General features: G+C 45.5%; 21 protein-coding genes. 18 read left to right on the top strand and 3 right to left on the bottom strand.

Annotated features, from left to right (window positions below):
- Positions 1-53: 53 nt before the first annotated feature.
- Both thiL and pgpA read left to right on the top strand, forming a co-directional pair.
- Positions 54-1,019: a thiamine-phosphate kinase gene (gene thiL / locus VIA_RS19250; protein ID WP_004415271.1), complete on the top strand. Its 966-nt coding sequence runs from the start codon at positions 54-56 to the stop codon at positions 1,017-1,019.
- Between the two features lie 12 nt (positions 1,020-1,031).
- Positions 1,032-1,538 carry a phosphatidylglycerophosphatase A gene (gene pgpA / locus VIA_RS19245; RefSeq protein WP_004415269.1) on the top strand — a complete coding sequence of 169 codons (507 nt, stop codon included), beginning with the start codon at positions 1,032-1,034 and terminating at the stop codon, positions 1,536-1,538.
- Between the two features lie 204 nt (positions 1,539-1,742).
- Here pgpA and VIA_RS19240 read toward each other — a convergent pair whose 3' ends face one another.
- From VIA_RS19240 to map, 3 genes are all read right to left on the bottom strand, one after another.
- The gene (locus VIA_RS19240) at positions 1,743-2,126 is read right to left on the bottom strand and encodes a DUF3461 family protein (protein ID WP_004415267.1); all 384 of its coding nucleotides are present in this window, start codon (positions 2,124-2,126) and stop codon (positions 1,743-1,745) included.
- A gap of 136 nt (positions 2,127-2,262) precedes the next feature.
- On the bottom strand, positions 2,263-4,884 hold the full coding sequence (glnD, locus tag VIA_RS19235) for a bifunctional uridylyltransferase/uridylyl-removing protein GlnD (RefSeq protein ID WP_004415266.1): 2,622 nt from the start codon (positions 4,882-4,884) through the stop codon (positions 2,263-2,265).
- 102 nt (positions 4,885-4,986) lie between these two features.
- On the bottom strand, positions 4,987-5,865 hold the full coding sequence (gene map, locus VIA_RS19230) for a type I methionyl aminopeptidase (RefSeq protein WP_004415265.1): 879 nt from the start codon (positions 5,863-5,865) through the stop codon (positions 4,987-4,989).
- A gap of 360 nt (positions 5,866-6,225) precedes the next feature.
- Here map and rpsB point away from each other — a divergent pair, with 360 nt between their 5' ends.
- From rpsB to dnaE, 16 genes are all read left to right on the top strand, one after another.
- The gene (gene rpsB / locus VIA_RS19225; protein WP_004415263.1) at positions 6,226-6,954 is read left to right on the top strand and encodes a 30S ribosomal protein S2; all 729 of its coding nucleotides are present in this window, start codon (positions 6,226-6,228) and stop codon (positions 6,952-6,954) included.
- A 131-nt stretch (positions 6,955-7,085) separates the two neighbouring features.
- Positions 7,086-7,928: a translation elongation factor Ts gene (gene tsf, locus VIA_RS19220; protein WP_004415261.1), complete on the top strand. Its 843-nt coding sequence runs from the start codon at positions 7,086-7,088 to the stop codon at positions 7,926-7,928.
- 150 nt (positions 7,929-8,078) lie between these two features.
- Positions 8,079-8,810 (top strand): UMP kinase, encoded by a 732-nt coding sequence (gene pyrH / locus VIA_RS19215; RefSeq protein WP_004415259.1) that lies wholly within the window; start codon positions 8,079-8,081, stop codon positions 8,808-8,810.
- Between the two features lie 102 nt (positions 8,811-8,912).
- Positions 8,913-9,470 (top strand): ribosome recycling factor, encoded by a 558-nt coding sequence (gene frr, locus VIA_RS19210; protein WP_004415258.1) that lies wholly within the window; start codon positions 8,913-8,915, stop codon positions 9,468-9,470.
- A 96-nt stretch (positions 9,471-9,566) separates the two neighbouring features.
- Complete coding sequence (locus VIA_RS19205; RefSeq protein ID WP_004415257.1) at positions 9,567-10,322, top strand: isoprenyl transferase; 756 nt, start codon at positions 9,567-9,569, stop codon at positions 10,320-10,322.
- Between the two features lie 11 nt (positions 10,323-10,333).
- The gene (locus VIA_RS19200; protein ID WP_004415255.1) at positions 10,334-11,176 is read left to right on the top strand and encodes a phosphatidate cytidylyltransferase; all 843 of its coding nucleotides are present in this window, start codon (positions 10,334-10,336) and stop codon (positions 11,174-11,176) included.
- Positions 11,177-11,218: 42 nt separating this feature from the next.
- Entirely contained in the window at positions 11,219-12,427 is a 1,209-nt protein-coding gene (gene ispC / locus VIA_RS19195) for a 1-deoxy-D-xylulose-5-phosphate reductoisomerase (RefSeq protein WP_004415253.1), read from the top strand.
- Positions 12,424-13,782, top strand: a complete 1,359-nt coding sequence (gene rseP, locus VIA_RS19190; RefSeq protein ID WP_004415252.1) for a sigma E protease regulator RseP — start codon at positions 12,424-12,426, stop codon at positions 13,780-13,782. The genes ispC and rseP overlap by 4 nt, the downstream gene beginning before the upstream one ends.
- Before the next feature lie 38 nt (positions 13,783-13,820).
- Positions 13,821-16,232, top strand: coding sequence for an outer membrane protein assembly factor BamA (gene bamA / locus VIA_RS19185; protein WP_004415250.1), 2,412 nt, complete (start codon positions 13,821-13,823; stop codon positions 16,230-16,232).
- 16 nt (positions 16,233-16,248) lie between these two features.
- Entirely contained in the window at positions 16,249-16,758 is a 510-nt protein-coding gene (locus tag VIA_RS19180) for an OmpH/Skp family outer membrane protein (RefSeq protein ID WP_004415248.1), read from the top strand.
- A gap of 8 nt (positions 16,759-16,766) precedes the next feature.
- Positions 16,767-17,798, top strand: coding sequence for a UDP-3-O-(3-hydroxymyristoyl)glucosamine N-acyltransferase (gene lpxD / locus VIA_RS19175; protein WP_004415247.1), 1,032 nt, complete (start codon positions 16,767-16,769; stop codon positions 17,796-17,798).
- 147 nt (positions 17,799-17,945) lie between these two features.
- Positions 17,946-18,398 carry a 3-hydroxyacyl-ACP dehydratase FabZ gene (gene fabZ / locus VIA_RS19170; protein ID WP_004415245.1) on the top strand — a complete coding sequence of 151 codons (453 nt, stop codon included), beginning with the start codon at positions 17,946-17,948 and terminating at the stop codon, positions 18,396-18,398.
- A gap of 1 nt (position 18,399) precedes the next feature.
- Positions 18,400-19,188, top strand: coding sequence for an acyl-ACP--UDP-N-acetylglucosamine O-acyltransferase (gene lpxA / locus VIA_RS19165; protein WP_004415243.1), 789 nt, complete (start codon positions 18,400-18,402; stop codon positions 19,186-19,188).
- 91 nt (positions 19,189-19,279) lie between these two features.
- Positions 19,280-20,422: a lipid-A-disaccharide synthase gene (lpxB, locus tag VIA_RS19160; RefSeq protein WP_004415242.1), complete on the top strand. Its 1,143-nt coding sequence runs from the start codon at positions 19,280-19,282 to the stop codon at positions 20,420-20,422.
- Entirely contained in the window at positions 20,419-21,039 is a 621-nt protein-coding gene (rnhB, locus tag VIA_RS19155) for a ribonuclease HII (protein WP_174269827.1), read from the top strand. The genes lpxB and rnhB overlap by 4 nt, the downstream gene beginning before the upstream one ends.
- Before the next feature lie 90 nt (positions 21,040-21,129).
- The gene (gene dnaE, locus VIA_RS19150; RefSeq protein WP_004415240.1) at positions 21,130-24,609 is read left to right on the top strand and encodes a DNA polymerase III subunit alpha; all 3,480 of its coding nucleotides are present in this window, start codon (positions 21,130-21,132) and stop codon (positions 24,607-24,609) included.
- The last annotated feature ends 18 nt before the right edge of the window (positions 24,610-24,627 follow it).

Raw genomic sequence — 24,627 nt, 5'->3', positions numbered from 1 at the left:
GCAAACGCTGACCTTTTTTATGCTTGTTACTTTGAATCATTCGTAGATTTCGTATGTCCGGTGAATTTAACTTAATCGAAAAATATTTTATGGGCCGCCAAAAGCAGCGTAAAGATGTACTTCTTGCTGCGGGTGATGATTGCGCGTTGGTAAAAGCTCCAGAGGGCTTGTCGATCGCGATTAGCACCGACACCTTAGTGGCTGGAACACACTTCCTTGCTAACGCTAACCCTACTTGGGTGGCACATAAGGCTCTTGCGTCTAACATCAGTGATCTTGCAGCGATGGGAGCGACTCCTGCATGGGTCTCTTTTGCCTTGACGATGCCAAGCCCTGATGAAGAATGGTTAGCGCCATTTTGTGATGCCTTCTTCGAGTTAGCTGATTACTTCGATATCCAGTTAATTGGTGGGGATACGACCAAGGGACCATTAAGTCTCACTTTAACGGTACAAGGCTTGGTTGACCCAGATAAAGCGCTACGTCGAGATGGCGCAAAGGTCGGAGACTGGGTCTATGTGACGGGCAATTTAGGTGACAGTAAAGCCGGATTAGACGTTATTCTTAACCCAGAGCTACGCAATAAACCGTATGCTGAAGAGCTGGAGAGAAGACATTACCTCTCAACCCCAAGAGTATTAGCAGGGCAAGCTCTGCTGAACTTAGCCAGTTCAGCGATTGATATCTCAGATGGCGTCATTTCAGATCTCAAACACATCTTGAAACGCTCAAATGTGGGTGTGAGCATTGACGTCGCCAGCCTTCCTGTTTCTAATGAACTACTTCAATTTGTAGAGACTCCGGCTATGGCCCAGCAATATGCGCTCTCTAGCGGTGAAGAGTATGAGCTCTGTTTTACTGTTCCGGAGCAAAACAAAGGCTCAATTGAAAGTGCCTTGGCGCATTGCGGTGCCAAAGTTACCTGTATTGGTCAAATTCGACCGCAAGGTACCTTTGAGCTGCATAGTGATGGTCAAGCCATTGATTGGTCTCTTAGCGGCTATGATCACTTTAAATAGAATACGACAGTTATGACAAACCCTCTTGCACTTATCTCTTTGAAAAATCCTTGGCATTTATTAGCGACTGGCTTTGGCAGTGGTTTATCACCTATCGTACCCGGTACGATGGGCACACTCGCAGCGGTCCCTTTTTATTTGTTGCTGGTTCAATTGCCACTCCCGCTCTATATCGTGGCGGTGTTAGTTTCTTGTGTCATTGGGATTAAGATTTGTCAGGTGACATCTGACGATATGGGCGTGCACGATCATGGCTCTATTGTGTGGGATGAATTTGCAGGTTTTTGGATTACCATGCTGGTGGTGCCGCTGTTTAACTTGTCAGCAACGGACTGGAAATGGCTAGTCACGGGCTTTGTTCTGTTTCGCTTCTTCGACATGGTTAAGCCGTGGCCAATTGGCTGGCTAGATAAGCGTGTCCATGGCGGTTTAGGTATCATGGTTGATGATATTGTGGCTGGTGCCATGGCGGGTGTTGCGTTGTATTTTGTTGGTAAATATGCAGGTTGGTTGGTTTAAAGTCTATCTGGAAGCGGCGTAAAGGCCACGTCATTCCATAGACAGACGAAGGAAGGAGTCGGGAATCTCTCATCGTTTTCGACTAGGTTTAAGAGATCCCCAACTCACTCGTCCCTCATTCTTGAGACTGAAAGGTTCGCCAATAAAAATAAAAAGGGCTGGCAGTAATGCCAACCCTTAACTCTTCTTGCTTTGAAAGCGTTACTACTTCAGCTTGTCTAGATCCGCTTCGATCTCCGCGATCTTGCTTGAAACCACTTTTTCCAAGTGTCTTAGATCAGAAAGAATCTTCTCTTTCACATCCAACTCGGCCGGTTTTTCTGGCTTAGTTAGCTTATTAAGTTCGTCAATCACCAAGGTTAAATTACGGTTGATTTCAGTCACTTCACGGTACTTGTGACTGCCACTATCAACCAAAACATTTTTAACCTGACGTGGGTATTTGAACTTAACGCTTTTCGCAAACAACTCACCTTTTTGCTTACGAAAATAGATTTTTAACACATCCTTGTGCGCTTCTTGGCGAAGTGAATAGCGCTCAATTTGTTTAGGATCGTGGATTCCTAAACCAGTGAGGTGTGGATACATAGGCTACCTCTATTGTGTTGGGGTAATGTTTCCCACTTTATGCAGGAAATGAATAATTCAATTATTAATGTAGCAGCCTATGATCGTGGTAGACAGTGCTTTTTTAATCAAGTTAACAACTTGTGGTTGAGATCGCTTAAGGCGCTAATTCTGCGATGTTTTGTCTAAGTTTTTCGCGTAATTCAGCTTGTTCCTCTTCAGTCAGTTTACCGCCACTTGGACTGGTGATAATGAAAAGGTCTTCCGCTCGTTCGCCAATGGTAGTGATCTTTGCGGCATGAAGGTGAACACCTTGATCGGCGAACGTGGCACCGACGGTTGCCAATAGCCCAGGAGTATCCAGCGCGACAAATTCCAATAACGTGCGCTTTTTACTTTTAGTCGGTAAGAAGTCCACCGTCGTTTTAACTTTAAAGTGCTGCAAGTTTCGTGGGGTTCGGCGTCGTTTGATCTTGGTTGGACGACCATCTGCCAAGACATGAGCCAGATGTTTGGTGACTGCTTTATGACGTGATTCATCAATCGCGTCACCATTTTGATCGAGCACCATAAAGGTATCGAGTACATAACCATCTTTGCTGGTCATAACTTGGGCGTCATGGACGTTAAAGTTGCGTCTATCAAGCTCTGCAACCACAGAAGCAAATAGGGCGTGTTGGTCTTTGCAGTAGACAAACACTTCAGTACCGCCTCGGGTCGCTTTCTTCGATATGAGGATCAGCGGTTGAGAGTGATCTTCATGACGAAGTAAGTTCATGCAGTGCCAAGCAATCTGCTTATGGCTATGGCGTAGGAAGTAATCTGCTTTAAAGCGTTGCCACAGTACCTCTATTTCACGCGCACTGAAGCCTTCTTTGCGCAGCAGAGCTGATGCGAGTTGTTGATTGTGGCGAATACGCTCTCGGACATCGACAGGGTTCTCTAAGCCGCGACGCAGTGCTCGCTGAGTCGAATAAAATAGCTCAGCGAGTAGGGTGCGTTTCCAACTGTTCCAAAGCTCTGGGTTAGTCGCACAGATATCTGCGACCGTTAGGCATACTAAGTATTCGAGGTACTCTTCATCTCGTACCTGCTTGGCGAACTCTGTAATGACTTCAGGATCGTATATATCACGTCGCTGAGCGGTCACCGACATCAATAGGTGGTTGCGTACTAGCCATGACACTAACTTAGCTTCTGGTTTGGATAAGCCATGCTCAATACAGAAAGCATACGCTTCTCCTTCACCGATTACCGAGTGGTCTCCGCCGCGACCTTTACCGATATCATGGAAAATTGCTGCGATGAGCAGCAGCTCTTTTTTCTGAATCCTTGGGTAAACTTCGCAACAAATAGGGTGCTTATCATGGTTTTTAGCGTAGCTGAATGTGTTGATATGTTTGAGCAGTCGTACGCTGTGTTCATCGACCGTATAGACGTGAAACAGGTCAAACTGCATTTGGCCTACAATCTGACTCCACTGGGGCAGGTAGGCAGCGAGCACACCGAGTTTATGCATCAGGCTAAAGGCTTTATGCAGTGCGTTAGGGTGGCGACATAAATCCATGAACTTTTCACGAGCTTCAGGAATGGTGTGCAGGAATTTATTCAACCTTCTGCGCGCTGTTCTAAGCTGGCGTAGTGTTGGCGGAGCCACGCCTTCGATGGTTGAGTCGTTGGCGATGTGCAAGAACATATCGAGAATTGTCTCAGGCCTTGCTTGGAACAATGCTGGCTTACGAGCCTCAATTAAGTGACCTCGACGTTGGAAATCATCACTCAATATCTGTGGTTGTTCCTCAATGCCATTATTGAGGATTGCTTGATCAAACAGTTTCAGCAGCATTTTATTGAGTTCCGCTACTCGACGCAGTGTGCGATAGAACTCTTTCATCATCATTTCAACGCCGCGATTGCCTTCACCTGAATAACCTAAGCTTTCGGCAACTTGTGCTTGGTGGGCAAAGGTAAGTCGGTTGTCATAACGCTTGAGCTCGATATGCAGGGCAAAACGAACACGCCAGAGGAAATCTTGACACTCGACCAACTCACGGTACTCAGCGTCAGTTAGGAACCCGTAGCGGCTCATTTCTAACAGTGAAGTGGCGCCAAAGTGACGACGCGCGACCCAACTTAGAGTGTGGATATCGCGCAGTCCACCGGGTGTTGATTTGATATCCGGTTCTAAGTTATAGGTCGTGTCGTGATATCGGGCGTGGCGATCACGTTGCTCTTGGACTTTGGCCTTGTAGAAGACCTCGCTTGGCCAGAATGATTCGGAGTGAATGACCATTCTTAACTGATGGAAAGTATCCTCACAGCCACATAGTAATCTCGCCTCTTGCAGATTGGTGGCTACCGTCAAATCATCTCGACCAATTTCAGCACACTCTTCCACAGAGCGAACCGCGTGACCGACTTCTAGGCGTAAATCCCATAGTAGGGTTATAAACTCACTGACTTTACCTGCCAGCGACTCTGGTAACGCTTTTCTTGAAACGATAAGGATATCAATGTCTGATAAGGGGTGAAGTTCGCCACGGCCATATCCCCCTACTGCAACGAGGCTGATGTTGGGTAAAGCCGCAAATCCAAAGTGAATCCACAAACGATTGAGCATCAGGTCGATATATTCGGCTCGCCCGAGAACTAAGGCGCTAACCGGGTGGTGATTGAGAAACTCTTGCTTCTGATAGTGAGCGAATTTTTCTAACTGACTTTTAAGTTCAGAGACAGAAAGTTGGTCATTGTCAAACGTTAGTGGAGATTGAAAGGGCATACAGCAAATCCGTGCAGAAGGTCCATTAGGTAACAATCTATCAAAATGGCGCAAATAAAAAAATATCCCCGACTGAGCGGGGATATTTTTAAAACGTTGTGATTAAGCGTTATTCATTAAGCGTGGGATAGTGTCATCACTGCGCAGCGTTAGCACTTCACAGCCAGTTTTGGTCACCAGAATCGTGTGCTCATACTGTGCTGATTTCTTCGCATCGCCTGTGTAAACTGTCCAGTCATCTTCTGCATCAACAGTAACACCGAACTTACCTTCATTAATCATAGGCTCGATAGTGAAACACATGCCTTCTTTGAGAACACGGCGGTCATTGTTTTTGTAATGAACGATTTGCGGCTCTTCATGGAATTCGTTACCAATGCCGTGACCACAGAAGTCTTTAACAATAGAGAACTTGTTACGTGGGTTGTTCTTGTTGTTCGTCTTAATGTATTTCTCAATTGCGGTACCGATATCACCAACCGTTGCGCCTGGCTTCACTTGGCGCATTCCGACGTAAAGTGCTTCTTGCGTCACCATACATAGGCGCTTGTCAGCAGGGGATACATCGCCAACAAAGAACATCTTAGAGGTATCACCGTGGTAACCATCTGGGCGAACACTTAAATCCACACCGTCTTCATTTGGAATGATCACGGTGATATCGACGTTGATGATGTCGCCATTCTTAAGTACCGCTGGTTTTAGTTGACCATTGCTGCCCACTTCATCTTGAGAAGCAGGAATACCGTGACAAACGATATGGTTGATAGAGGTACAGATTGATTTTGGGAAACCATGGTAATCAAGAGGTGCAGAGTAGGCGCCTTTTTCAATCCCGTAATCATGACAGATTTGGTTAAGCTCATCTGTTGTCACACCTTCTTTGATGTGTGGTTCGATCATCTCTAGGATTTCAGCGGCCAACGCGCCCGCTAGTCGCATACGTTCGATTTCTTCAACTGTTTTAATCTTGATTGACATCGGCTTTCTCTACTTTATTCGGTTGCACACACAGGTGCGAATGGGCGCATTCTAGCAGGAACACTACATAATGAGAATTATTCTTCATGAGCGAAGGGAAGATCTCATCGATTAACTGTACGTCAAAAAGGCGACTGAATGTTTTTTTACTAGCCAAAGAGGGCGAAAATATGGTATAAAGCGCGCCGGAAATGTGGTCTGTTCTCTCTAGTTAAGTCTCTTAGCTGGCGAAGCCGATTACTTCCAACTAACTTATATCTTTAAATCACACACATTCCGTCACATATTCCGGGGTGCTGGGCAGAAGCCTAGTCGGAGTTATGGGGGATGTGGAGGCCTAACCCCATAGAGGATTTTAAAATGGCAACTGTATCAATGCGCGATATGCTAAAAGCTGGTGTTCACTTCGGTCACCAGACTCGTTACTGGAACCCAAAAATGAAGCCATTCATCTTTGGTGCTCGTAACAAGGTTCATATCATCAACCTAGAAAAAACTGTACCAATGTTCAACGACGCTCTAGCTGAACTAGCTAAAGTTGGCGAGAAGAAAGGTAAAGTTCTATTTGTTGGTACTAAGCGCGCTGCATCTGAAGCTGTTAAAGAAGCTGCAATCGCAAGCAACCAGTTTTACGTAAACAACCGCTGGTTAGGCGGTATGCTTACAAACTACAAAACTGTTCGTCAGTCAATCAAGCGTCTAAAAGAACTTGAAGCTCAAGCTCAAGACGGTACTTTTGATAAACTAACTAAGAAAGAAGCTCTAATGCGTACTCGCGAAATGGAGAAGCTAGAGAAATCTCTTGGTGGTATCAAAGACATGGGCGGCCTACCAGACGCTCTATTCGTAATCGACGCTGATCACGAACACATTGCGATTAAAGAAGCTAACAACCTAGGTATTCCAGTATACGCTGTAGTAGATACTAACTCTAACCCAGACGGCGTTGACTACATCATCCCAGGTAACGACGATGCGATCCGTGCGGTACAGCTATACCTAAACGCTGTTGCAACTTCAGTAACTGAAGGCCGTAACAAAGACGTAGCTGTAGCTGCTGAAAAAGACGGTTTCGTAGAAGCTGAATAATAGCGGCTCCTAGTCACACTTAGTCTATGTGCAACCAAGTTGTAGCATGAACTGAGTTATAGTTATCAGCAGGGGCCGAAAATGTAGGCCCCTGTTTTTTACCAAATCCAGAATCAACTGAGGAATTTAGAATGGCTGTTACTGCTGCTCTAGTTAAAGAACTGCGCGAACGCACTGGCGCAGGTATGATGGAATGTAAGAAAGCGCTTGTTGAAGCAAACGCTGACATCGAACTAGCAATCGAAAACATGCGTAAATCAGGCGCTGCGAAAGCTGCTAAAAAAGCAGGTAACGTTGCTGCTGAAGGCGCAATCATCATTAAAGAAGAAAACGGCGTTGCTGTTCTTCTTGAAGTTAACTGCCAAACTGACTTTGTTGCTAAAGATGGTAACTTCACAGCATTCGCTGAAGAAGTTGCAGCTGACGCTCTAGCTTCTAAAGCTTCTGTTGAAGAACTACAAGCTAAGTTCGAAGAAACTCGCGTTGCTCTAGTAGCTAAAATCGGCGAAAACATCAACATCCGTCGCGTTCAGTACGTTGAAGGTGTTGCACTAGCTTCTTACCGTCACGGCGAGAAGATCGGTGTAGTTGTTGCTGGTGAAGGCGACGCTGAAACTCTTAAGCACGTTGCAATGCACGTTGCTGCTTCTAAGCCAGAGTACGTTAACCCAGAAGACGTACCAGCTGACGTAGTTGCTAAAGAGAAAGAAGTTCAAGTTGAAATCGCTATGAACGAAGGCAAGCCTGCTGAGATCGCAGAGAAAATGGTTGTTGGCCGTATGAAGAAATTCACGGGCGAAATCTCTCTAACTGGTCAAGCGTTCATCATGGAGCCTAAGAAATCTGTAGGCGAAATGCTGAAAGAAAAAGGCGCTTCAGTTGTTTCATTCGTTCGCCTAGAAGTAGGTGAAGGTATTGAGAAAGCTGAAGAAATGAGCTTCGCTGAAGAAGTAGCTGCAGCTCAAAAAGGTTAATCCTTAGAGACTCGCATATTATTTAGACCGTAGCCAAGGCTGCGGTCTTTTTACGACTAACGATTAATCGTTTAACTGTGATGAATGCAGACTATATAAGTCTTCATCCATGACTGTTAATCAACAACTCTCTTTTGGAAGGTAAACTCCATGACTACGAACCCTAAACCAGCGTATCAACGTATTCTGTTAAAACTGAGTGGTGAAGCTCTTCAAGGCGAAGATGGTTTCGGCATTGATCCAGCGGTTCTTGATCGCATGGCACAAGAAGTAAAAGAGTTGGTTGAACTTGGTGTTCAAGTTGGTGTGGTTATCGGTGGTGGTAACCTATTCCGCGGTGCAGGCCTAGCCGAAGCGGGTATGAACCGTGTTGTTGGTGACCACATGGGTATGCTAGCAACAGTAATGAATGGCCTAGCCATGCGTGATGCTCTTCACCGTGCATACGTGAACGCTCGCGTAATGTCAGCAATTCCTCTTAAAGGTGTGTGTGACGATTACAACTGGGCTGACGCTATCCGCGAACTTCGCCAAGGCCGTGTAGTGATTTTCTCTGCAGGTACTGGTAACCCGTTCTTTACTACAGATTCTGCTGCATGTTTGCGCGGTATTGAAATTGAAGCTGACGTAGTTCTAAAAGCGACAAAAGTAGATGGCGTATTTAGCGCTGACCCTGTAGCAAACCCTGACGCAGAGCTGTATGATAAGCTTTCATTCAATGCAGTTCTTGAAAAAGAGCTAAAAGTGATGGATTTGGCTGCATTTACACTGGCTCGTGACCACAAAATGCCAATCCGCGTATTCAATATGAATAAGCCAGGTGCACTTCGTCGCGTGGTAATGGGTGAAGCAGAAGGCACGCTAATCAGCGGCGCAGAGTAACTCCAATCACCGTAGCGTAAATTGATTTATGCTACGGTATTGCCTTTTGAAGACTCCCGCATAGGCTTTCTTCGAGAAAGAATTACACATTAAGGTGATATTGTGATTAACGAAATCAAACAAGACGCTCAAGAGCGCATGGAAAAAAGCGTAGAAGCGCTAAAGAACAACCTTTCTAAAGTTCGTACAGGTCGTGCGCACCCAAGTCTACTATCTGGTATCTCTGTAGAGTACTACGGCGCTCCAACGCCTCTTAACCAAGTAGCAAACGTTGTAGCTGAAGATGCACGTACACTAGCAATCACAGTATTCGACAAAGAGCTTACGCAAAAAGTTGAAAAAGCAATCATGATGTCTGACCTTGGTCTAAACCCAATGTCTGCTGGTACTATCATTCGCGTTCCACTTCCTCCACTAACTGAAGAACGTCGTAAAGACCTAGTTAAGATCGTACGTGGTGAAGCTGAAGGTGGCCGTGTTGCTATCCGTAACATCCGTCGTGATGCTAACGGTGAACTGAAAGCACTACTAAAAGACAAAGAAATCTCTGAAGATGAAGATCGTAAAGGTCAAGATGAGATTCAAAAGCTAACAGATGCTGCAGTTAAGCAGGTAGATGAAGTGTTAGCTGCGAAAGAAAAAGAGTTGATGGAAGTCTAATTCTCTATAATCTTTCTATATAAATGGCGCTGTGCTCGCAGCACAGCGTTTTTTTATGCTAATCTCTCTCTCCTGCTGATTATCTATCAATGTTTTATGCATAACTCACAACTCTCTCCTGATTTACTCCCAAAACATATCGCAATCATTATGGATGGCAATGGCCGCTGGGCGAAGGCACAAGGTAAACCTCGTGTATTTGGTCATAAAAATGGTGTTGCTGCGGTACGTAAAGCGATTTCAACTTCAGCGAAACTAGGCATAAAGGCAATTACTCTATTTGCGTTTAGTAGTGAAAACTGGCGTCGCCCTGAAGAAGAAGTTGGTGTGCTGATGGAGCTGTTTATTTCAGTTCTTTCAACAGAAGTGAAAAAACTTCATAAGAATAACTTACGCCTACGCGTTATCGGCGATAAGTCCCGTTTTAACGATCGCTTGCAAAAGAAGATCGCTCAAGCTGAGGCTTTAACTGAATCAAATACAGGCATGGTTATCAATATTGCGGCTAACTACGGTGGCAAGTGGGATATTATGCAGGCGACGAAAGCAATTTCAGCTAAGGTTGCCAATGGCGAATTGAAGGCGGAAGATGTCAGCGAAGAGCTGATAACTGAACACCTTACCATGGCAGATTTACCTGAAGTTGATTTGATGATTCGAACCAGTGGTGAATGCCGCATCAGCAACTTCATGTTGTGGCAGATGGCTTACGCGGAGCTGTACTTTACTCCAGTGTACTGGCCTGAGTTCGATGAAAACAGCTTGATTGAAGCTGTGACTTGGTTTGTGAACCGTGAACGCCGATTTGGTTGTACTGGTGAGCAAATCAAAGCGCTAATGGACAGCGAATAAAGGATCCAAGTTTGAAACAAAGAATTATTACCGCGCTTATCCTTGCTCCTCTGGTGATTTTAGGGATATTTGAGCTTTCATTACCACTGTTTATGGCAGCCATTGCTGTTGTTACATTGATTGGTTACTGGGAGTGGACGCAATTCGTTGATGCTAAGTCGCGTACTATGGCATTAATTCCGACGGTGGCCGTCAGCGCTGCAAGTCTGATTTTTATTCCATTCGACAGCCTAAGTCTGAATCTAATTTCTGACGGTCATTACGCTATTTTGGCAGTAGGCTTTATTTGGTGGTTAGTGGCTAGCGCTTTAGCCATCACTTACCCGAAATCTTCGTCATTCTGGCAGAACTCTAACTTTTTACGCCATAGCTTTGGCATACTCACGTTGTTGCCATTCTTTTGGAGTGTTTTGCTGCTTCGCGCCGAAGGAGTCGATGTTGACCCTTATCATGGTGCTAAGTTAGTCCTTTACGTCTGCTTTATTGTTTGGGCAGCGGACAGCGGCGCTTACTTTGCTGGTAAGAGCTTCGGCAAACATAAAATGGCCCCTCATGTTAGCCCGAATAAGACGATTGAAGGCCTTGTTGGCGGTATTATTACTGCAATTTTAGTCGGCTGGGGAACGGCGCAATGGTTTAATCTCCAGTTCGATAGCACCTTTACTATGGTGGCGATTACGCTAGTGACTGTGGTGATTTCAGTGCTAGGCGATTTAGTTGAAAGCATGTTTAAACGAGTCTCTGGTATTAAGGACAGCAGCAACATCATTCCTGGACATGGCGGTGTATTAGACCGCATTGATAGCCTAACAGCGGCATTTCCTGTTTTTGCTTTCCTATACTTCATATTTTAAGGCAAGCTTCGGCTTGCCCTTACCATACTTTGGTTTCTCGCTATGCGTAAGTTAACGATTCTAGGTGCGACAGGCTCGATTGGAGCAAGCACGTTTAAGGTTCTCGAACAAAATCCTGAGAAGTTTTCAGTGGTTGCGTTAGCCGCAGGGCAAAACGTAGCGAAAATGCGAGAACTGTGTCAGAAATGGCAGCCTAAGTTTGCTGTTATGGCTGATGACAACGCCGCTAAACAACTCAAGCTTCAACTCTCTGAACTTAAAATAGCCACTCAGGTGCTGTCAGGTGTTGATGCGATGTGTGAAGTCTCATCAATGGATGAGGTCGATACCGTTATGGCTGCAATTGTGGGGGCAGCAGGTTTGCTACCGACAATGGCGGCAGTCAAAGCGGGTAAGCGCGTGCTCTTAGCAAATAAAGAGGCGTTGGTGATGTCTGGCCAGTTGTTTATCGATGCGGTGAACAAGCATAGTGCAGAATTGCTGCCTGTTGATAGCGAGCATAATGCTATTTTCCAATGTTTACCTAGCGATATTCAAACGAACTTAGGCCACTGCCAGCTTGATAACCACGGTATTTCACATATCTTGCTAACCGGCTCAGGTGGTCCGTTCCGTTATAGCGATATCAGTTCACTTGATGATGTGACGCCAGAGCAAGCTATTGCGCACCCTAATTGGTCTATGGGGCCAAAAATCTCGGTAGACTCTGCGACTATGATGAATAAAGGTCTTGAGTATATTGAGGCGAAATGGCTGTTCAATACTCAACGTGAGCAGCTCAAGGTTGTGATTCATCCGCAGTCTGTTATTCATTCTATGGTTCAATACAAAGATGGCTCAGTATTAGCACAGATGGGCGAGCCTGACATGGCCACGCCTATTGCTCTGACGCTTTCGTATCCAGAACGAATTGAAGCTGGTGTACCTGCACTTGACTTTACCAAGGTAGGAGAGCTGACGTTCCTTGAGCCAGACTTTAACCGTTACCCATGCTTAAAGCTGGCAATTGAGGCGTGTTATGCCGGTCAACATGCGACCACAGCACTTAACGCTGCCAATGAAATTGCCGTTGATGCGTTTTTAAACAAACAGCTTCGCTTTACTGATATCGCCAAGGTAAATGAGCAAGTAGCGAGCAATATCATAGGTTCTTACAGCTCGTCGCAATGCAGTGACTTGGAAAGCATTTTAGAGCTCGATAGAATAGCAAGAGAATTAGCGGTAACGATCGTAAGTGGGCTTAAGCGATGACAGGTATTTTGTGGAACTTTGCTTCCTTCATAATCGCACTAGGAATTCTGGTAGCGGTTCACGAGTTTGGCCACTTTTGGGTAGCGCGACGCTGCGGTGTCAAAGTTGAAAAGTTTTCAATTGGTTTCGGTAAATCCATTTGGAGCAAAGTGGGTAAGGATGGCACTGAGTATAGTGTTTCAGTTATTCCATTAGGCGGTTACGTCAAAATGCTCGATGGGCGTGTTGATGACCTTGCTGAAGGTGAGTATGAGTTTGCTTTTGATCGCAAGCCTCTATGGAAACGAACGGCCATTGTTGCAGCGGGACCGGCTTTTAACTTCTTATTTGCTATCTTTGCTTATTGGTTGGTTTTCTTAATCGGCGTTCCTGCTGTTAAGCCGGTGGTAGGTGAAGTGACCCCTTACTCGATTGCTGCTGATGCAGGTTTAGAATCTGGAATGGAACTAAAATCGGTTTCCGGCGTCAAAACTGCGGATTGGGAATCGGTTAATATGGGCCTTATTGCTCATATCGGTGACCGCCAGTTAACCATGACCGTTGCTCCTGCTGACGGTATTGGTGTAGAGCAAGTTAAGCATTTTGATTTAACTGAGTGGAACTTTGATCCAGAGAAAGAGTCTGCAATGTCAGCGCTCGGTTTTGTTCCATTCACCCCTGCGATTACACCGCGCCTGACTGCAGTGTCAGAAGATGGCGCGGGTGCAAAAGCAGGACTTGAGGTTGGTGATTTACTTGTTTCCCTTGATGGTCAAGAAATTAGTGAATGGGCTCAAGTTGTTGAAGCGATTCAACAACACCCAAATACACCGGTTGAGCTTCAAATTGAGCGAAATGGAGAGAGCGTTAGTTTAACGATGATTCCTGATAGCCGTGAACTTGCTGACAAGCGAGTGATTGGTTTTGCTGGAATCGCTCCTGAAGTCGCAGAATGGCCAGAAAATTATCGCTTCGACTTACAATTTGGTGTAATTGATTCAGTCGGTAAGGCGGTTGAGAAAACAGGTCAGGTAATCAGTCTGACAATCAGTATGCTCAAAAAGCTGATTGTTGGTGATGTTGGATTGAATAACTTAAGTGGACCTATTTCGATCGCAAAAGGGGCCGGTATGACTGCCGATTATGGCTTAGTCTACTTTTTAGGTTTCCTTGCATTAATCAGTGTTAACTTAGGGATTATTAACCTTGTACCGTTACCTATGTTAGATGGCGGACATTTATTGTTTTTTGCTATTGAGGCTGTAATAAGACGCCCTGTCCCTGAGAAAATTCAGGAAATGGGTTACCGCGTAGGCGGTGCAATTATCTTCTCTCTTATGGCAGTGGCAATTTTCAATGATTTTGCTCGTTTGTAATTGAGCAAAGGTTGAATTAAGGAATAACAAAAACAAATATGGCGATGAAAAATATTCTGTTTGCAACTTTGTTGGCGACTAGTGTCAGTGCAAACGGTGCCGAGAACTTCGTAGTTCAAGATATTAGAATTGAAGGCCTTCAGCGAGTTGCACTGGGTGCAGCATTGCTGAAGATGCCAGTACGAGTTGGCGATACAGTCGATAATCAAGATGTGTCTGAGACAATACGCGCGCTATATGCCACCGGTAACTTTGAAGATATCAAAGTGCTGCGTGATAACGATGTATTGGTTGTTCAAGTTAAAGAACGTCCAACGATAGCGAGCATCTCATTCTCAGGTAACAAAGCGATCAAAGAAGAACAACTTCAGCAGAACTTGGATGCGTCAGGCATCCGTGTTGGTGAAGCGCTTGACCGCACAACGCTTTCAACCATTGAAAAAGGCTTAGAAGACTTCTACTACAGCGTGGGTAAGTACAATGCTGGCGTAAAAGCGGTCGTGACACCTTTACCTCGTAACCGTTCTGACCTGAAGTTTGTCTTTACTGAAGGCGTGTCTGCCAAGATTAAGCAGATCAACTTTATTGGTAATACCCAATACACAGATGAAGAGCTACTGAGTCGCTTTGATCTTAATGTCGATGTTGCTTGGTGGAACTTCCTTGCGGATGATAAGTATCAGAAGCAGGTTCTGGCGGGTGATATCGAGGCACTTAAGTCATACTACCTTGATCGTGGTTACCTTAAATTCCAAATTGATTCTACTCAAGTAGCGATTTCACCAGACAAAAAAGGGGTTTATATCACCCTTGGCCTAAATGAAGGCCAGCCATACAGTGTGAGTGATGTGAAGTTCCGTGGTGAGCTACTGGGCAAAGAAGCTGAATTCGAGAAGCTAGTACCATTTGAAAGTGGTGAAACCTATAACGGTTCTGCGGTTACGGGTCTAGAAGAGAATGTTAAGCGTCTACTTGGTGAAGCAGGCTATGCCTACCCTCAAGTGCGCACCATTCCAGAGTTTGATGATGAGAACCAGACCGTATCTCTGGTTGTTAACGTCGAAGCGGGACAACGCATTTACGTGCGTGATATTCGCTTCGTGGGTAACAACTCGACGAAAGATGAAGTTCTGCGTCGTGAAATGCGTCAAATGGAAGGCAGCTGGCTGAACTCAAAATCGATTGAGACAGGAAAAAGCCGCCTAAACCGCTTGGGCTACTTTGAAACAGTTGATGTACAGACTGTGCGCGTACCGGGCAGTACTGACCAAGTTGACTTGGTCTACAACGTGAAAGAGGCTAACTCAGGCAGCGTTAACTTCGGTATTGGCTACGGTACTGAATCAGGTGTTAGCTTCCAAGTTGGTTTGCAGCAAGATAACTTCGTAGGTAGTGGTAACCGCGTTGGTATTAACGCGATGATGAACGACTACCAAAAGAACATCAGCTTAGATTATCGCGACCCATACTGGAACCTTGATGGTGTCAGTCTTGGCGGTAAGATTTTCTACAACGAGTTTGAAGCATCGGAAGCGGGTATTGTTGACTATACCAACGAAAGTTACGGTGCGAGCTTAACTTGGGGTTTCCCATTCGATGAACTTAACCGTTTTGAGTTTGGTGTAGGCTATACCCACAACAAGATCGGTAACGTACCAACTTATGACCAAGCTCAGTTATTTGCCCAGAGTATTGGCCAAGAGAATGGCGATATTCTGACAAACGACTTTGATGTTAACGTATCATGGACACGTAACAACCTGAACCGTGGTTATTTCCCTACCGCAGGTAACTATCAACGTGCTTTCGCTAAGGCGACTGTGCCAAGTTCTGATGCTCAGTACTTTAAAGTTCAGTATGACGTTCGACAGTACGTACCAATTACCAAAAAGCATGAATTTACGCTCTTGATGCGTGGTCGCTTAGGTTACGGTAACGGTTATGGTCAAACAGATGGTAACGATAACTTGTTCCCATTCTACGAAAACTACTATGCGGGTGGCTTTACAACCTTACGTGGTTTTGGTTCGAACAGTGCGGGTCCAAAAGCGGTTTATACCACTAACGGAAATCCGGCGACGTGTAACAGCGCAAGCTGTGTATCAGCGACCGACGATTCGGTAGGTGGTAACGCAGTCGCATTAGCGAGTTTGGAACTGATTGTCCCAACGCCGTTTGCTTCTGAAGAAGTAAGAAATCAAATTCGTACTAGTGTGTTTGTGGACGCGGCAAGTGTTTGGGATACCGAGTTTTCCTATGACCCGAGCTACGCTGGCGAACGTTACTACGATGATTACTCAGACCCAATGAACATCCGTGCATCTTATGGTGCAGCATTGCAATGGATGTCACCAATGGGACCTCTAGTCTTCTCTATTGCTAAACCTATTGAAAGTTATGAAGGTGATGACGAAGAATTCTTCACTTTCACCATCGGCAGAACCTTCTAAAACAGAGGAAAATAAAGTGAATAAAACAATTAAAGCGGCTGGTCTAAGCCTTCTTGTAATGACGTCTTCTTTCTTTGCTAATGCAGCTGAAGCGGCGCAAAAGATCGGCTATGTCAACACGGCTCAAGTATTCCAAGCGCTTCCTCAACGTGAAGTTGTACTGCAAAAGATGCAGAAAGAGTTCAAAGATAAAGCGGATGAGCTAAAAGCAATCCAAGCGCAAGCTAAGACAAAAATCGAAAAGCTAAAGCGTGATGGTGAGCTGCTAGGTCAAGACGAAGTTGAGAAACTGCGTATTGAAATTGGTCAGCTAGATAGCAAGTACAAGATCAAGGCTCAAGCACTAGAGCAAGCATCGGCTCGCCGTGAAGCTCAAGAGAAGCAAAAGCTGTTTAAAGTGATTCAAGATGCAGTAGCGAAAGTTGCTAAGAAAGAAGGCTACGACATCGTTATTGATATTCAAACGATGCAGTACGGTAAGCCTGAATACAACATTTCAGAAAAAGTTATCAAAGCACTTAAATAATTAAAACTATGACAGCAATTTCTTTAGCCGAATTGGCAACCATTACCGGGGGCGAACTACATGGTGACGCAGCAGCAACTGTCACCATGGTTGCGCCAATGGATAAAGCGCAAGAAGGGCATGTAACCTTCTTGTCTAATCCTAAATATGCTAAGCACTTAGCTCAATGTCAGGCCACTGTCGTGATGGTCAAAGAGGCTCAGCGTGAACAGTGCAGTGGAAATGTACTGGTTGTTGCTGACCCTTACGTGGCATTTGCGAAAGTAACTCAAGCGTTAGATAGTACTCCAGCACCTGCGATCAGCATTGCTCCTTCAGCGGTTGTAGCCGAAGATGCGAAGCTTGGCAAAGATGTTTCGATTGGTGCAAATGCTGTGATTGAGTCTGGTGTTGAACTGGGTGATAACACGGTTATTGGCGCTGGCTGTTTCGTTGGTAAAAATGCCAAGATCGGTGCGAACTCAAAGCTTTGGTCAAATGTCAGTGTTTATCATGAAGTACAGATTGGCTCTGACTGTCTAGTTCAGGCGAATTCAGTGATCGGTTCAGATGGTTTTGGTTATGCGAACGAGAAAGGTGAGTGGGTGAAAATCCCTCAGCTAGGCAGTGTTCGTATCGGCAACCGTGTTGAAATTGGTGCATGTACGACGATTGACCGTGGTGCATTGGATGATACGGTGATTGAAGATAACGTCATCTTAGATAACCAGTTGCAGATCGCGCATAACGTACACATCGGATATGGTACAGCTATGGCTGGTGGTACGATTGTCGCAGGCAGCACTACTATCGGTAAATACTGTATTATCGGTGGTGGCACCGTAATTAATGGTCATATCGAAATCGCTGATGGCGTGACCATCACGGGTATGGGTATGGTCATGCGTGGTATTTCAGAGAAAGGTATGTACTCCTCTGGTATTCCACTTCAGCCAAACAAAGAGTGGCGTAAAACAGCTACCCGCGTTCATCGCATTGATGAGATGAATAAGCGTCTGAAGGCTGTTGAAAAGCAATTAGAGCAGAAAGAAGAATCTTAATTCCATTTCTGATTAAAAGGCTCGCACTTCGCGAGTCTTTTTGTCTATATAGCCAACCAATTTTCGGGTGGGATTACACCTTAGGCTCACTTGAGTATATAATGCCTGCCAGCAACCAAATTTAGCATTCAAAATAGGAATATGACTTTGACTACTGAACAGAAAACGATGAACATCACTGAAATCCAGGAATTGTTACCACATCGCTACCCATTCTTGCTCATCGATCGCGTAATTGATTTCCAAGAAGAGAAATACCTAACGGCGATCAAAAACGTTTCAGTGAATGAACCTCAGTTTACAGGTCATTTCCCTCAGCTACCTGTATTTCCAGGTGTACTTATCCTAGAAGCGATGGCTCAGGCGACTGGTCTATTGGCATTCAAATCGTTTGGTGCTCCTTCAGAAAATGAACTGTACTACTTTGCGAGTGTTGATGGCGCGAAATTCCGTAAACCAGTTGTTCCTGGTGACCAACTGATTATCGAAGTTGAATTCCTGAAAGAGCGTCGCGGTATTGCTGCGTTCAAAGGCGTTGCGAAAGTCGATGGTGAAGTTGTGTGTTCTGCGGAACTAAAATGTGCTCGTCGAGAGTTTTAATATGATTCATGAAACAGCCCAAATTCACCCTTCAGCTGTTATTGAAGGTGAAGTTAAGATTGCAGCAAATGTGACCGTTGGTCCATTCACTTATATCTCAGGTAAGATTGAGATTGGTGAAGGCACTGAAGTGATGTCTCATGTTGTCATCAAAGGTCATACAACGATTGGTAAAGAGAACCGTATCTTTCCACATGCCGTAATTGGTGAAGAGAACCAAGATAAGAAATATGGCGGTGAAGAAACTACGGTTGTTATCGGCGATCGTAATGTTATCCGTGAAGCGGTTCAAATCCATCGTGGTACAACACAAGACAAAGCGACAACGGTAATCGGCAACGATAACCTACTTTGTGTTAATGCACACATTGCTCATGATGTGATTGTTGGTAACCATACTCATGTAGGTAACAATGCCATCCTTGGTGGTCACGTTACGGTTGGTGATTACGCTGGTGTTATGGCACTTTCAGCGATTCACCCATTCTGTAATATCGGTGCTTACTCATACATTGGCGGTTGCTCTGCTGTTGTTCAAGACGTACTTCCTTACGTACTTGCACAAGGTAACCATGCGACACCGTTTGGCTTAAACCTTGTTGGCCTTAAGCGTAATGGTTTCGAGAAGCCTGAAATCCGTGCTTTGCAGAAAGCGTACAAAGAAATTTACCGTTCAGGTAAAACACTTGAAGACGCAAAAGCTAGTCTAGTAGAAATGGCAAAAGAGTTTGACTCGATCCAACCGATGCTAGACATGTTAGAGATTTCTGAGCGCGGTATTATTCGCTAATAACACTTGTGAAGCTGCATAAAAGATCGCAATCTTACGGTTGCGGTCTTTTTTACTTTTTAAAGCAACAAATTAGGTAGGTCATTCAGCCATGGAAAAGCCACTACGAATTGGTATCGTCGTCGGTGAACTGTCCGGAGACACTCTCGGTGAAGGTTTCATCAAAGCGATAAAGCAGAAGTATCCTAACGCTGAGTTCGTCGGTATCGGTGGACCAAAAATGATAGCGCAAGGCTGCGAATCTCTGTTTGATATGGAAGAGCTTGCCGTAATGGGGCTGGTCGAAGTCTTGGGAAGATTGCCAAGATTGTTGAAAGTGAAAGCTGAACTGGTTAAGTACTTCACGCAAAACCCGCCGGATGTATTTGTTGGTATTGATGCGCCAGACTTTAACTTGAGGCTAGAACTCGACCTGAAAAAAGCCGGTATTAAAACCGTCCATTATGTCAGTCCATCTGTGTGGGCTTGGCGACCAAAGCGTATCTTTAAAATAGATGCAGCAACAGACCTTGTCCTTGCGTTTCTGCCTTTTGAAAAAGCGTTTTATGACAAGTATCAGGTGGCATGTGAGTTTGTTGGTCACACCTTGGCGGATGCGATCCCACTGGTGCCAGATCAGCAACAAGCAAGAGAGCTACTCAACCTAGAGCAAGATAAGCAATGGCTCGCGGTCCTGCCGGGCAGCCGTGGTGGCGAAGTGGGTTTAATTGCTCAACCCTTTATTGAAACTTGTCGTCAAATCAAACAGAAGTTTCCTGATATCGGCTTTGTCGTTGCCGCCGTCAATGATAAGCGTAAACAGCAGTTTGAAGAAATCTGGCAACAAACAGCACCAGAGTTAGATTTTGTTATTGTTCAGGATACTGCGCGTAACGTAATTACCGCTTCTGACGCTGTATTGCTCGCTTCCGGTACCGTGGCACTTGAATGTATGTTGTTAAAAAGACCCATGGTGGTTGGTTATAAGGTCAACCGATTTACGGGTTGGTTAGTACAGAAGTTAGCGATTACCGAATTTGTCTCCTTGCCGAATATTCTGGCTGGAGAGGAATTAGTCAAAGAATATATTTTGGATGAGTGTCATCCACAATTTCTTGTGCCTGCAGTTGAGGATATGCTGAGCCGTGATAATGATGAGCTTATTGCTCGATTTACCGACATGCACCACTTGATCCGCAAAGACGCGGATGTTCAGGCTGCCAAAGCCGTTCTCAATCTAATTGGTAAAGAATAATGGCAAAAGAGAAACAAGAACTCCCACCGTTTGAGTATCCACAAGGCTATCAATTAATTGCTGGCGTGGATGAAGTGGGTCGTGGTCCCTTGGTTGGCGACGTTGTTACCGCAGCGGTTATTCTTGATCCTAATAACCCGATTGAGGGCTTGAATGACTCGAAGAAGCTATCAGAGAAAAAACGTTTAGCGCTGTTGCCAGAAATTAAGCAGAAAGCGCTGGCATGGTCGGTAGGACGTTGTTCTCCTGAAGAAATTGATCAGCTAAATATTCTGCAAGCGACGATGGTGGCAATGCAGCGTGCTATCGATGGCTTGAACGTTAAGCCAGATCTTACACTTATCGACGGCAACCGATGCCCGGAGTTGTCTATGGACTCTCAAGCTGTGGTCAAAGGTGACTTGCGTGTTGCTGAGATCAGTGCTGCATCAATCATTGCTAAAGTCGTGCGTGATCAAGAGATGGAAGAGCTAGATAAGCAGCACCCTGAGTTTGGTTTTGCTAAACACAAAGGCTACCCAACTAAAGCTCATTTCGAGGCAATAGAACAGCATGGTGTGATTGAACAGCACCGTAAGAGCTTTAAGCCAGTTAAACGCGCACTAGGTATTGAATAGAAAGCGTGTAGTTGGGGTATATAAGTCGATACTTTTCACTTAAAATACCCCAAATATCTTCTCAAATTGTAACCTTCCCGGACCTTATTCATGTCAGATCCAAAGTTTATCCACCTTCGAGTTCATAGTGACTTCTCCATGGTTGACGGCCTATCCAAAGTGCCGCCCTTGGTTAAGAAAGTGGCTGAAATGGGTATGCCAGCGGTGGCGCTGACCGACTTCACCAACTTGTGCGGTCTAGTTAAATTTTATGGCACTGCACATAGCTGCGGTATCAAGCCAATTATTGGTGCTGATTTTCTGATGCAGTCAGCGGAGTTTGGTGATGAACTGACGAGACTGACGGTACTCGCAGCGGATAACACAGGTTATAAAAACCTCACTTTACTGATCTCCAAAGCGTATTTACGTGGTCACGTTCAGCATCAGCCTGTTATTGATAAAGAGTGGTTAACTGAACTATCCGAAGGGGTGATTATACTCTCGGGTGGTAAGAGTGGTGAAATCGGTAAGGCACTCTTAAAAGGTAATCAGAAGGCTGCCGAAGAGTGTTTAGCGTTTTATCAGACTCATTTTCCAGATAGGTTTTATCTCGAGTTGACCCGTACAGGGCGTGCTGATGAAGAAACCTATTTACACTTCGCCCTAGAGTTGGCCGAACAAAGTGACATCCCAGTCGTTGCTACCAATGAAGTGGTGATCTTAGAGGAGTCTCTGTTTGATGCTCATGAAATTCGTGTTGCCATTCATGATGGTTATACGCTTGAAGACCCGCGCAGGCCAAAAAATTACAGCCCTCAGCAATATCTGCGTAGCGAAGAAGAGATGTGCGAGCTCTTTTCCGATATCCCAGAAGCGCTCGAAAACAGCGTCGAAATTGCTAAGCGTTGTAATGTAACGGTTCGCCTTGGTGAATACTTCCTACCCGCGTTCCCTACTGAGGGGATGGAAGAAACCGAGTTCTTGGTTAAGAAATCGGAAGAGGGGCTCGAAGATCGTCTTGAGTTCCTGTTTCCAGACCCTGCTGTCCGCGCTGAGCGACGCCCTGAATACGATGACCGCCTTAAGATAGAACTTGAAGTAATCAACAACATGGGATTCCCAGGTTACTTCTTGATCGTAATGGAGTTCATTCAGTGGTCAAAAGATAACGCGATTCCGGTTGGCCCTGGCCGTGGTTCAGGTGCGGGTTCGTTAGTGGCGTACGCACTTAAGATCACCGACTTGGATCCATTGGAATATGACCTGCTTTTCGAGCGTTTCTTAAACCCAGAACGTGTCTCGATGCCCGATTTCGACGTCGATTTCTGTATGGATAAGCGTGACCAAGTCATTGATCACGTAGCAGAAATGTATGGTCGAGATGCGGTATCTCAGATCATTACCTTTGGTACCATGGCGGCGAAAGCGGTAATTCGCGACGTTGGCCGAGTGCTTGGCCACGGCTTCGGTTTTGTTGACCGTATTTCTAAGCTTGTACCGCCAGACCCAGGTATGACGCTAGAAAAAGCGTTTAAAGCTGAGCCGGCACTCCCTGAGCTTTATGCTAACGACGAAGAGATCAAAGAGTTGATCGATATGTGTCGCATCCTTGAAGGGTGTACACGTAACGCCGGTAAGCACGCAGGTGGTGTGGTAATTTCTCCGACCACCATCACTGACTTTGCGCCTATCTACGCAGATGCGGAAGGCCATTTCCCAGTTACGCAGTTTGATAAGAACGACGTAGAAACCGCTGGTTTGGTTAAGTTCGACTTCTTAGGTCTGAGAACATTAACCATCATCGACTGGGCGCTAGGCTTGATTAACCCTCGTCTAGAGAAAGAAGGCAAACCACCGGTCGCGATCGAGTCAATCCCACTGGTAGACCAAGCGTCATTCAATCTGTTGCAAAACTCAGAGACCACGGCGGTATTCCAGCTCGAATCGCGTGGTATGAAAGAGCTCATCAAGCGTCTTCAACCTGACTGTTTTGAAGATATTATCGCACTGGTAGCTCTGTTCCGCCCAGGTCCACTCCAGTCGGGCATGGTAGATAACTTTATCGACCGTAAGCATGGTCGAGAAGCCGTTTCTTATCCAGATGAACAGTGGCAGCACGAGTCGTTAAAAGAGATTCTTGAACCGACCTACGGCATTATCCTCTATCAGGAGCAGGTAATGCAGATCGCTCAGGTTCTTTCTGGCTATACGCTAGGTGGCGCAGACATGCTCCGCCGTGCGATGGGTAAGAAAAAGCCAGAAGAGATGGCTAAGCAGCGTGCAACCTTCGAAGAAGGTGCAATTGCCAACGGCGTTGACGGCGAACTGGCGATGAAAATCTTCGACTTGGTAGAGAAGTTCGCAGGTTACGGCTTTAACAAATCGCACTCAGCGGCATACGCACTGGTTTCGTACCAAACCTTGTGGCTAAAAACGCACTTCCCTGCAGAGTTTATGGCCGCGGTAATGACAGCCGACATGGACAACACGGAAAAAGTGGTTGGCCTGGTCGATGAATGTTTCCGCATGAAGCTTAAAGTGCTTCCACCTGACATTAATGCTGGCTTATACCGCTTCAATGTTGATGAAGAGGGGGCGATTGTTTACGGCATCGGCGCGATTAAAGGGGTTGGTGAAGGCCCAATTGATGCGATTCTAGAAGCGCGTAATAAAGATGGCCACTTTAAAGACTTATTTGATTTCTGTGCTCGCATTGACCTTAAAAAAGTCAACAAGCGTGTGATTGAAAAACTGATTTATGCCGGTGCTCTTGATCGACTTGGTCCACACCGCGCAGCCCTGATGGCGTCATTGAATGATGCCGTAAAAGCCGCGAGCCAACATCACCAAGCGGAAGCGTTTGGTCAAAGTGATTTATTCGGGGTATTAACGGAAGCTCCAGAAGAGGTCGAGCATAAGTACACCAAGGTAGAACCATGGCCCGAGAAGGTATGGCTTGAAGGTGAGCGTGATACACTCGGCTTATATTTGACCGGCCACCCAATTAATGCCTATATAAGGGAACTTGGTAAGTACACCAGTTGTCGACTAAAAGACGCGACCCCAACTCGTCGTGATCAAAGTGTCACGGTTGCCGGCTTGGTGATTGCGTCGCGAGTCATGACAACCAAGCGCGGTACACGTATCGGTATTATGACCTTAGACGACAGAAGCGGCCGAATGGAAGTGATGTTGTTCTCTGATGCGCTGGATCGATACGCAGAATTGTTAGAAAACGATAAAATTTTGGTGGTTTCTGGACAGGTCAGCTTTGATGATTTCAATGGTGGTCTTAAAATGTCCGCGCGCGAAGTTATGGATTTGGGAACAGCTCGTGAAAAATATGCACGAGGATTATCTGTTTCGATTGACGAATCGCAAATCAATGACCGATTTTTTGAGCGCTTTAGTCAAATACTAGAGCCTCATCGGGCGGGAAGTGTGCCCGTCCATGTATACTACCAACGCTCCGATGCTCAGGCGCGTTTAACGCTAGGTACAGAATGGCGAGTAACGCCGAGTGACGCATTATTAGATGATTTAAAACAACTACTTGGGAAAGGCCAGGTAGAACTCGAATTTAACTAAGTTCGGTCAACGGCGACC

Source organism: Vibrio orientalis CIP 102891 = ATCC 33934 (assembly GCF_000176235.1).
In the GTDB taxonomy this organism is placed as follows: domain Bacteria; phylum Pseudomonadota; class Gammaproteobacteria; order Enterobacterales; family Vibrionaceae; genus Vibrio; species Vibrio orientalis.
This window is presented reverse-complemented; position numbering and strand designations above follow the sequence as displayed.

Coding starts and splice junctions, on each gene's coding strand:
- lpxB (WP_004415242.1), top strand. CDS start 19,280: ATGGAAAAGCCACTACGAATTGGTATCGTCGTCGGTGAACTGTCCGGA.
- rseP (WP_004415252.1), top strand. CDS start 12,424: ATGACAGGTATTTTGTGGAACTTTGCTTCCTTCATAATCGCACTAGGA.
- glnD (WP_004415266.1), bottom strand. CDS start 4,884: ATGCCCTTTCAATCTCCACTAACGTTTGACAATGACCAACTTTCTGTC.
- thiL (WP_004415271.1), top strand. CDS start 54: ATGTCCGGTGAATTTAACTTAATCGAAAAATATTTTATGGGCCGCCAA.
- bamA (WP_004415250.1), top strand. CDS start 13,821: ATGGCGATGAAAAATATTCTGTTTGCAACTTTGTTGGCGACTAGTGTC.
- map (WP_004415265.1), bottom strand. CDS start 5,865: ATGTCAATCAAGATTAAAACAGTTGAAGAAATCGAACGTATGCGACTA.
- VIA_RS19240 (WP_004415267.1), bottom strand. CDS start 2,126: ATGTATCCACACCTCACTGGTTTAGGAATCCACGATCCTAAACAAATT.
- pyrH (WP_004415259.1), top strand. CDS start 8,079: ATGACTACGAACCCTAAACCAGCGTATCAACGTATTCTGTTAAAACTG.
- VIA_RS19205 (WP_004415257.1), top strand. CDS start 9,567: ATGCATAACTCACAACTCTCTCCTGATTTACTCCCAAAACATATCGCA.
- rpsB (WP_004415263.1), top strand. CDS start 6,226: ATGGCAACTGTATCAATGCGCGATATGCTAAAAGCTGGTGTTCACTTC.
- ispC (WP_004415253.1), top strand. CDS start 11,219: ATGCGTAAGTTAACGATTCTAGGTGCGACAGGCTCGATTGGAGCAAGC.
- tsf (WP_004415261.1), top strand. CDS start 7,086: ATGGCTGTTACTGCTGCTCTAGTTAAAGAACTGCGCGAACGCACTGGC.
- dnaE (WP_004415240.1), top strand. CDS start 21,130: ATGTCAGATCCAAAGTTTATCCACCTTCGAGTTCATAGTGACTTCTCC.
- pgpA (WP_004415269.1), top strand. CDS start 1,032: ATGACAAACCCTCTTGCACTTATCTCTTTGAAAAATCCTTGGCATTTA.
- lpxD (WP_004415247.1), top strand. CDS start 16,767: ATGACAGCAATTTCTTTAGCCGAATTGGCAACCATTACCGGGGGCGAA.
- lpxA (WP_004415243.1), top strand. CDS start 18,400: ATGATTCATGAAACAGCCCAAATTCACCCTTCAGCTGTTATTGAAGGT.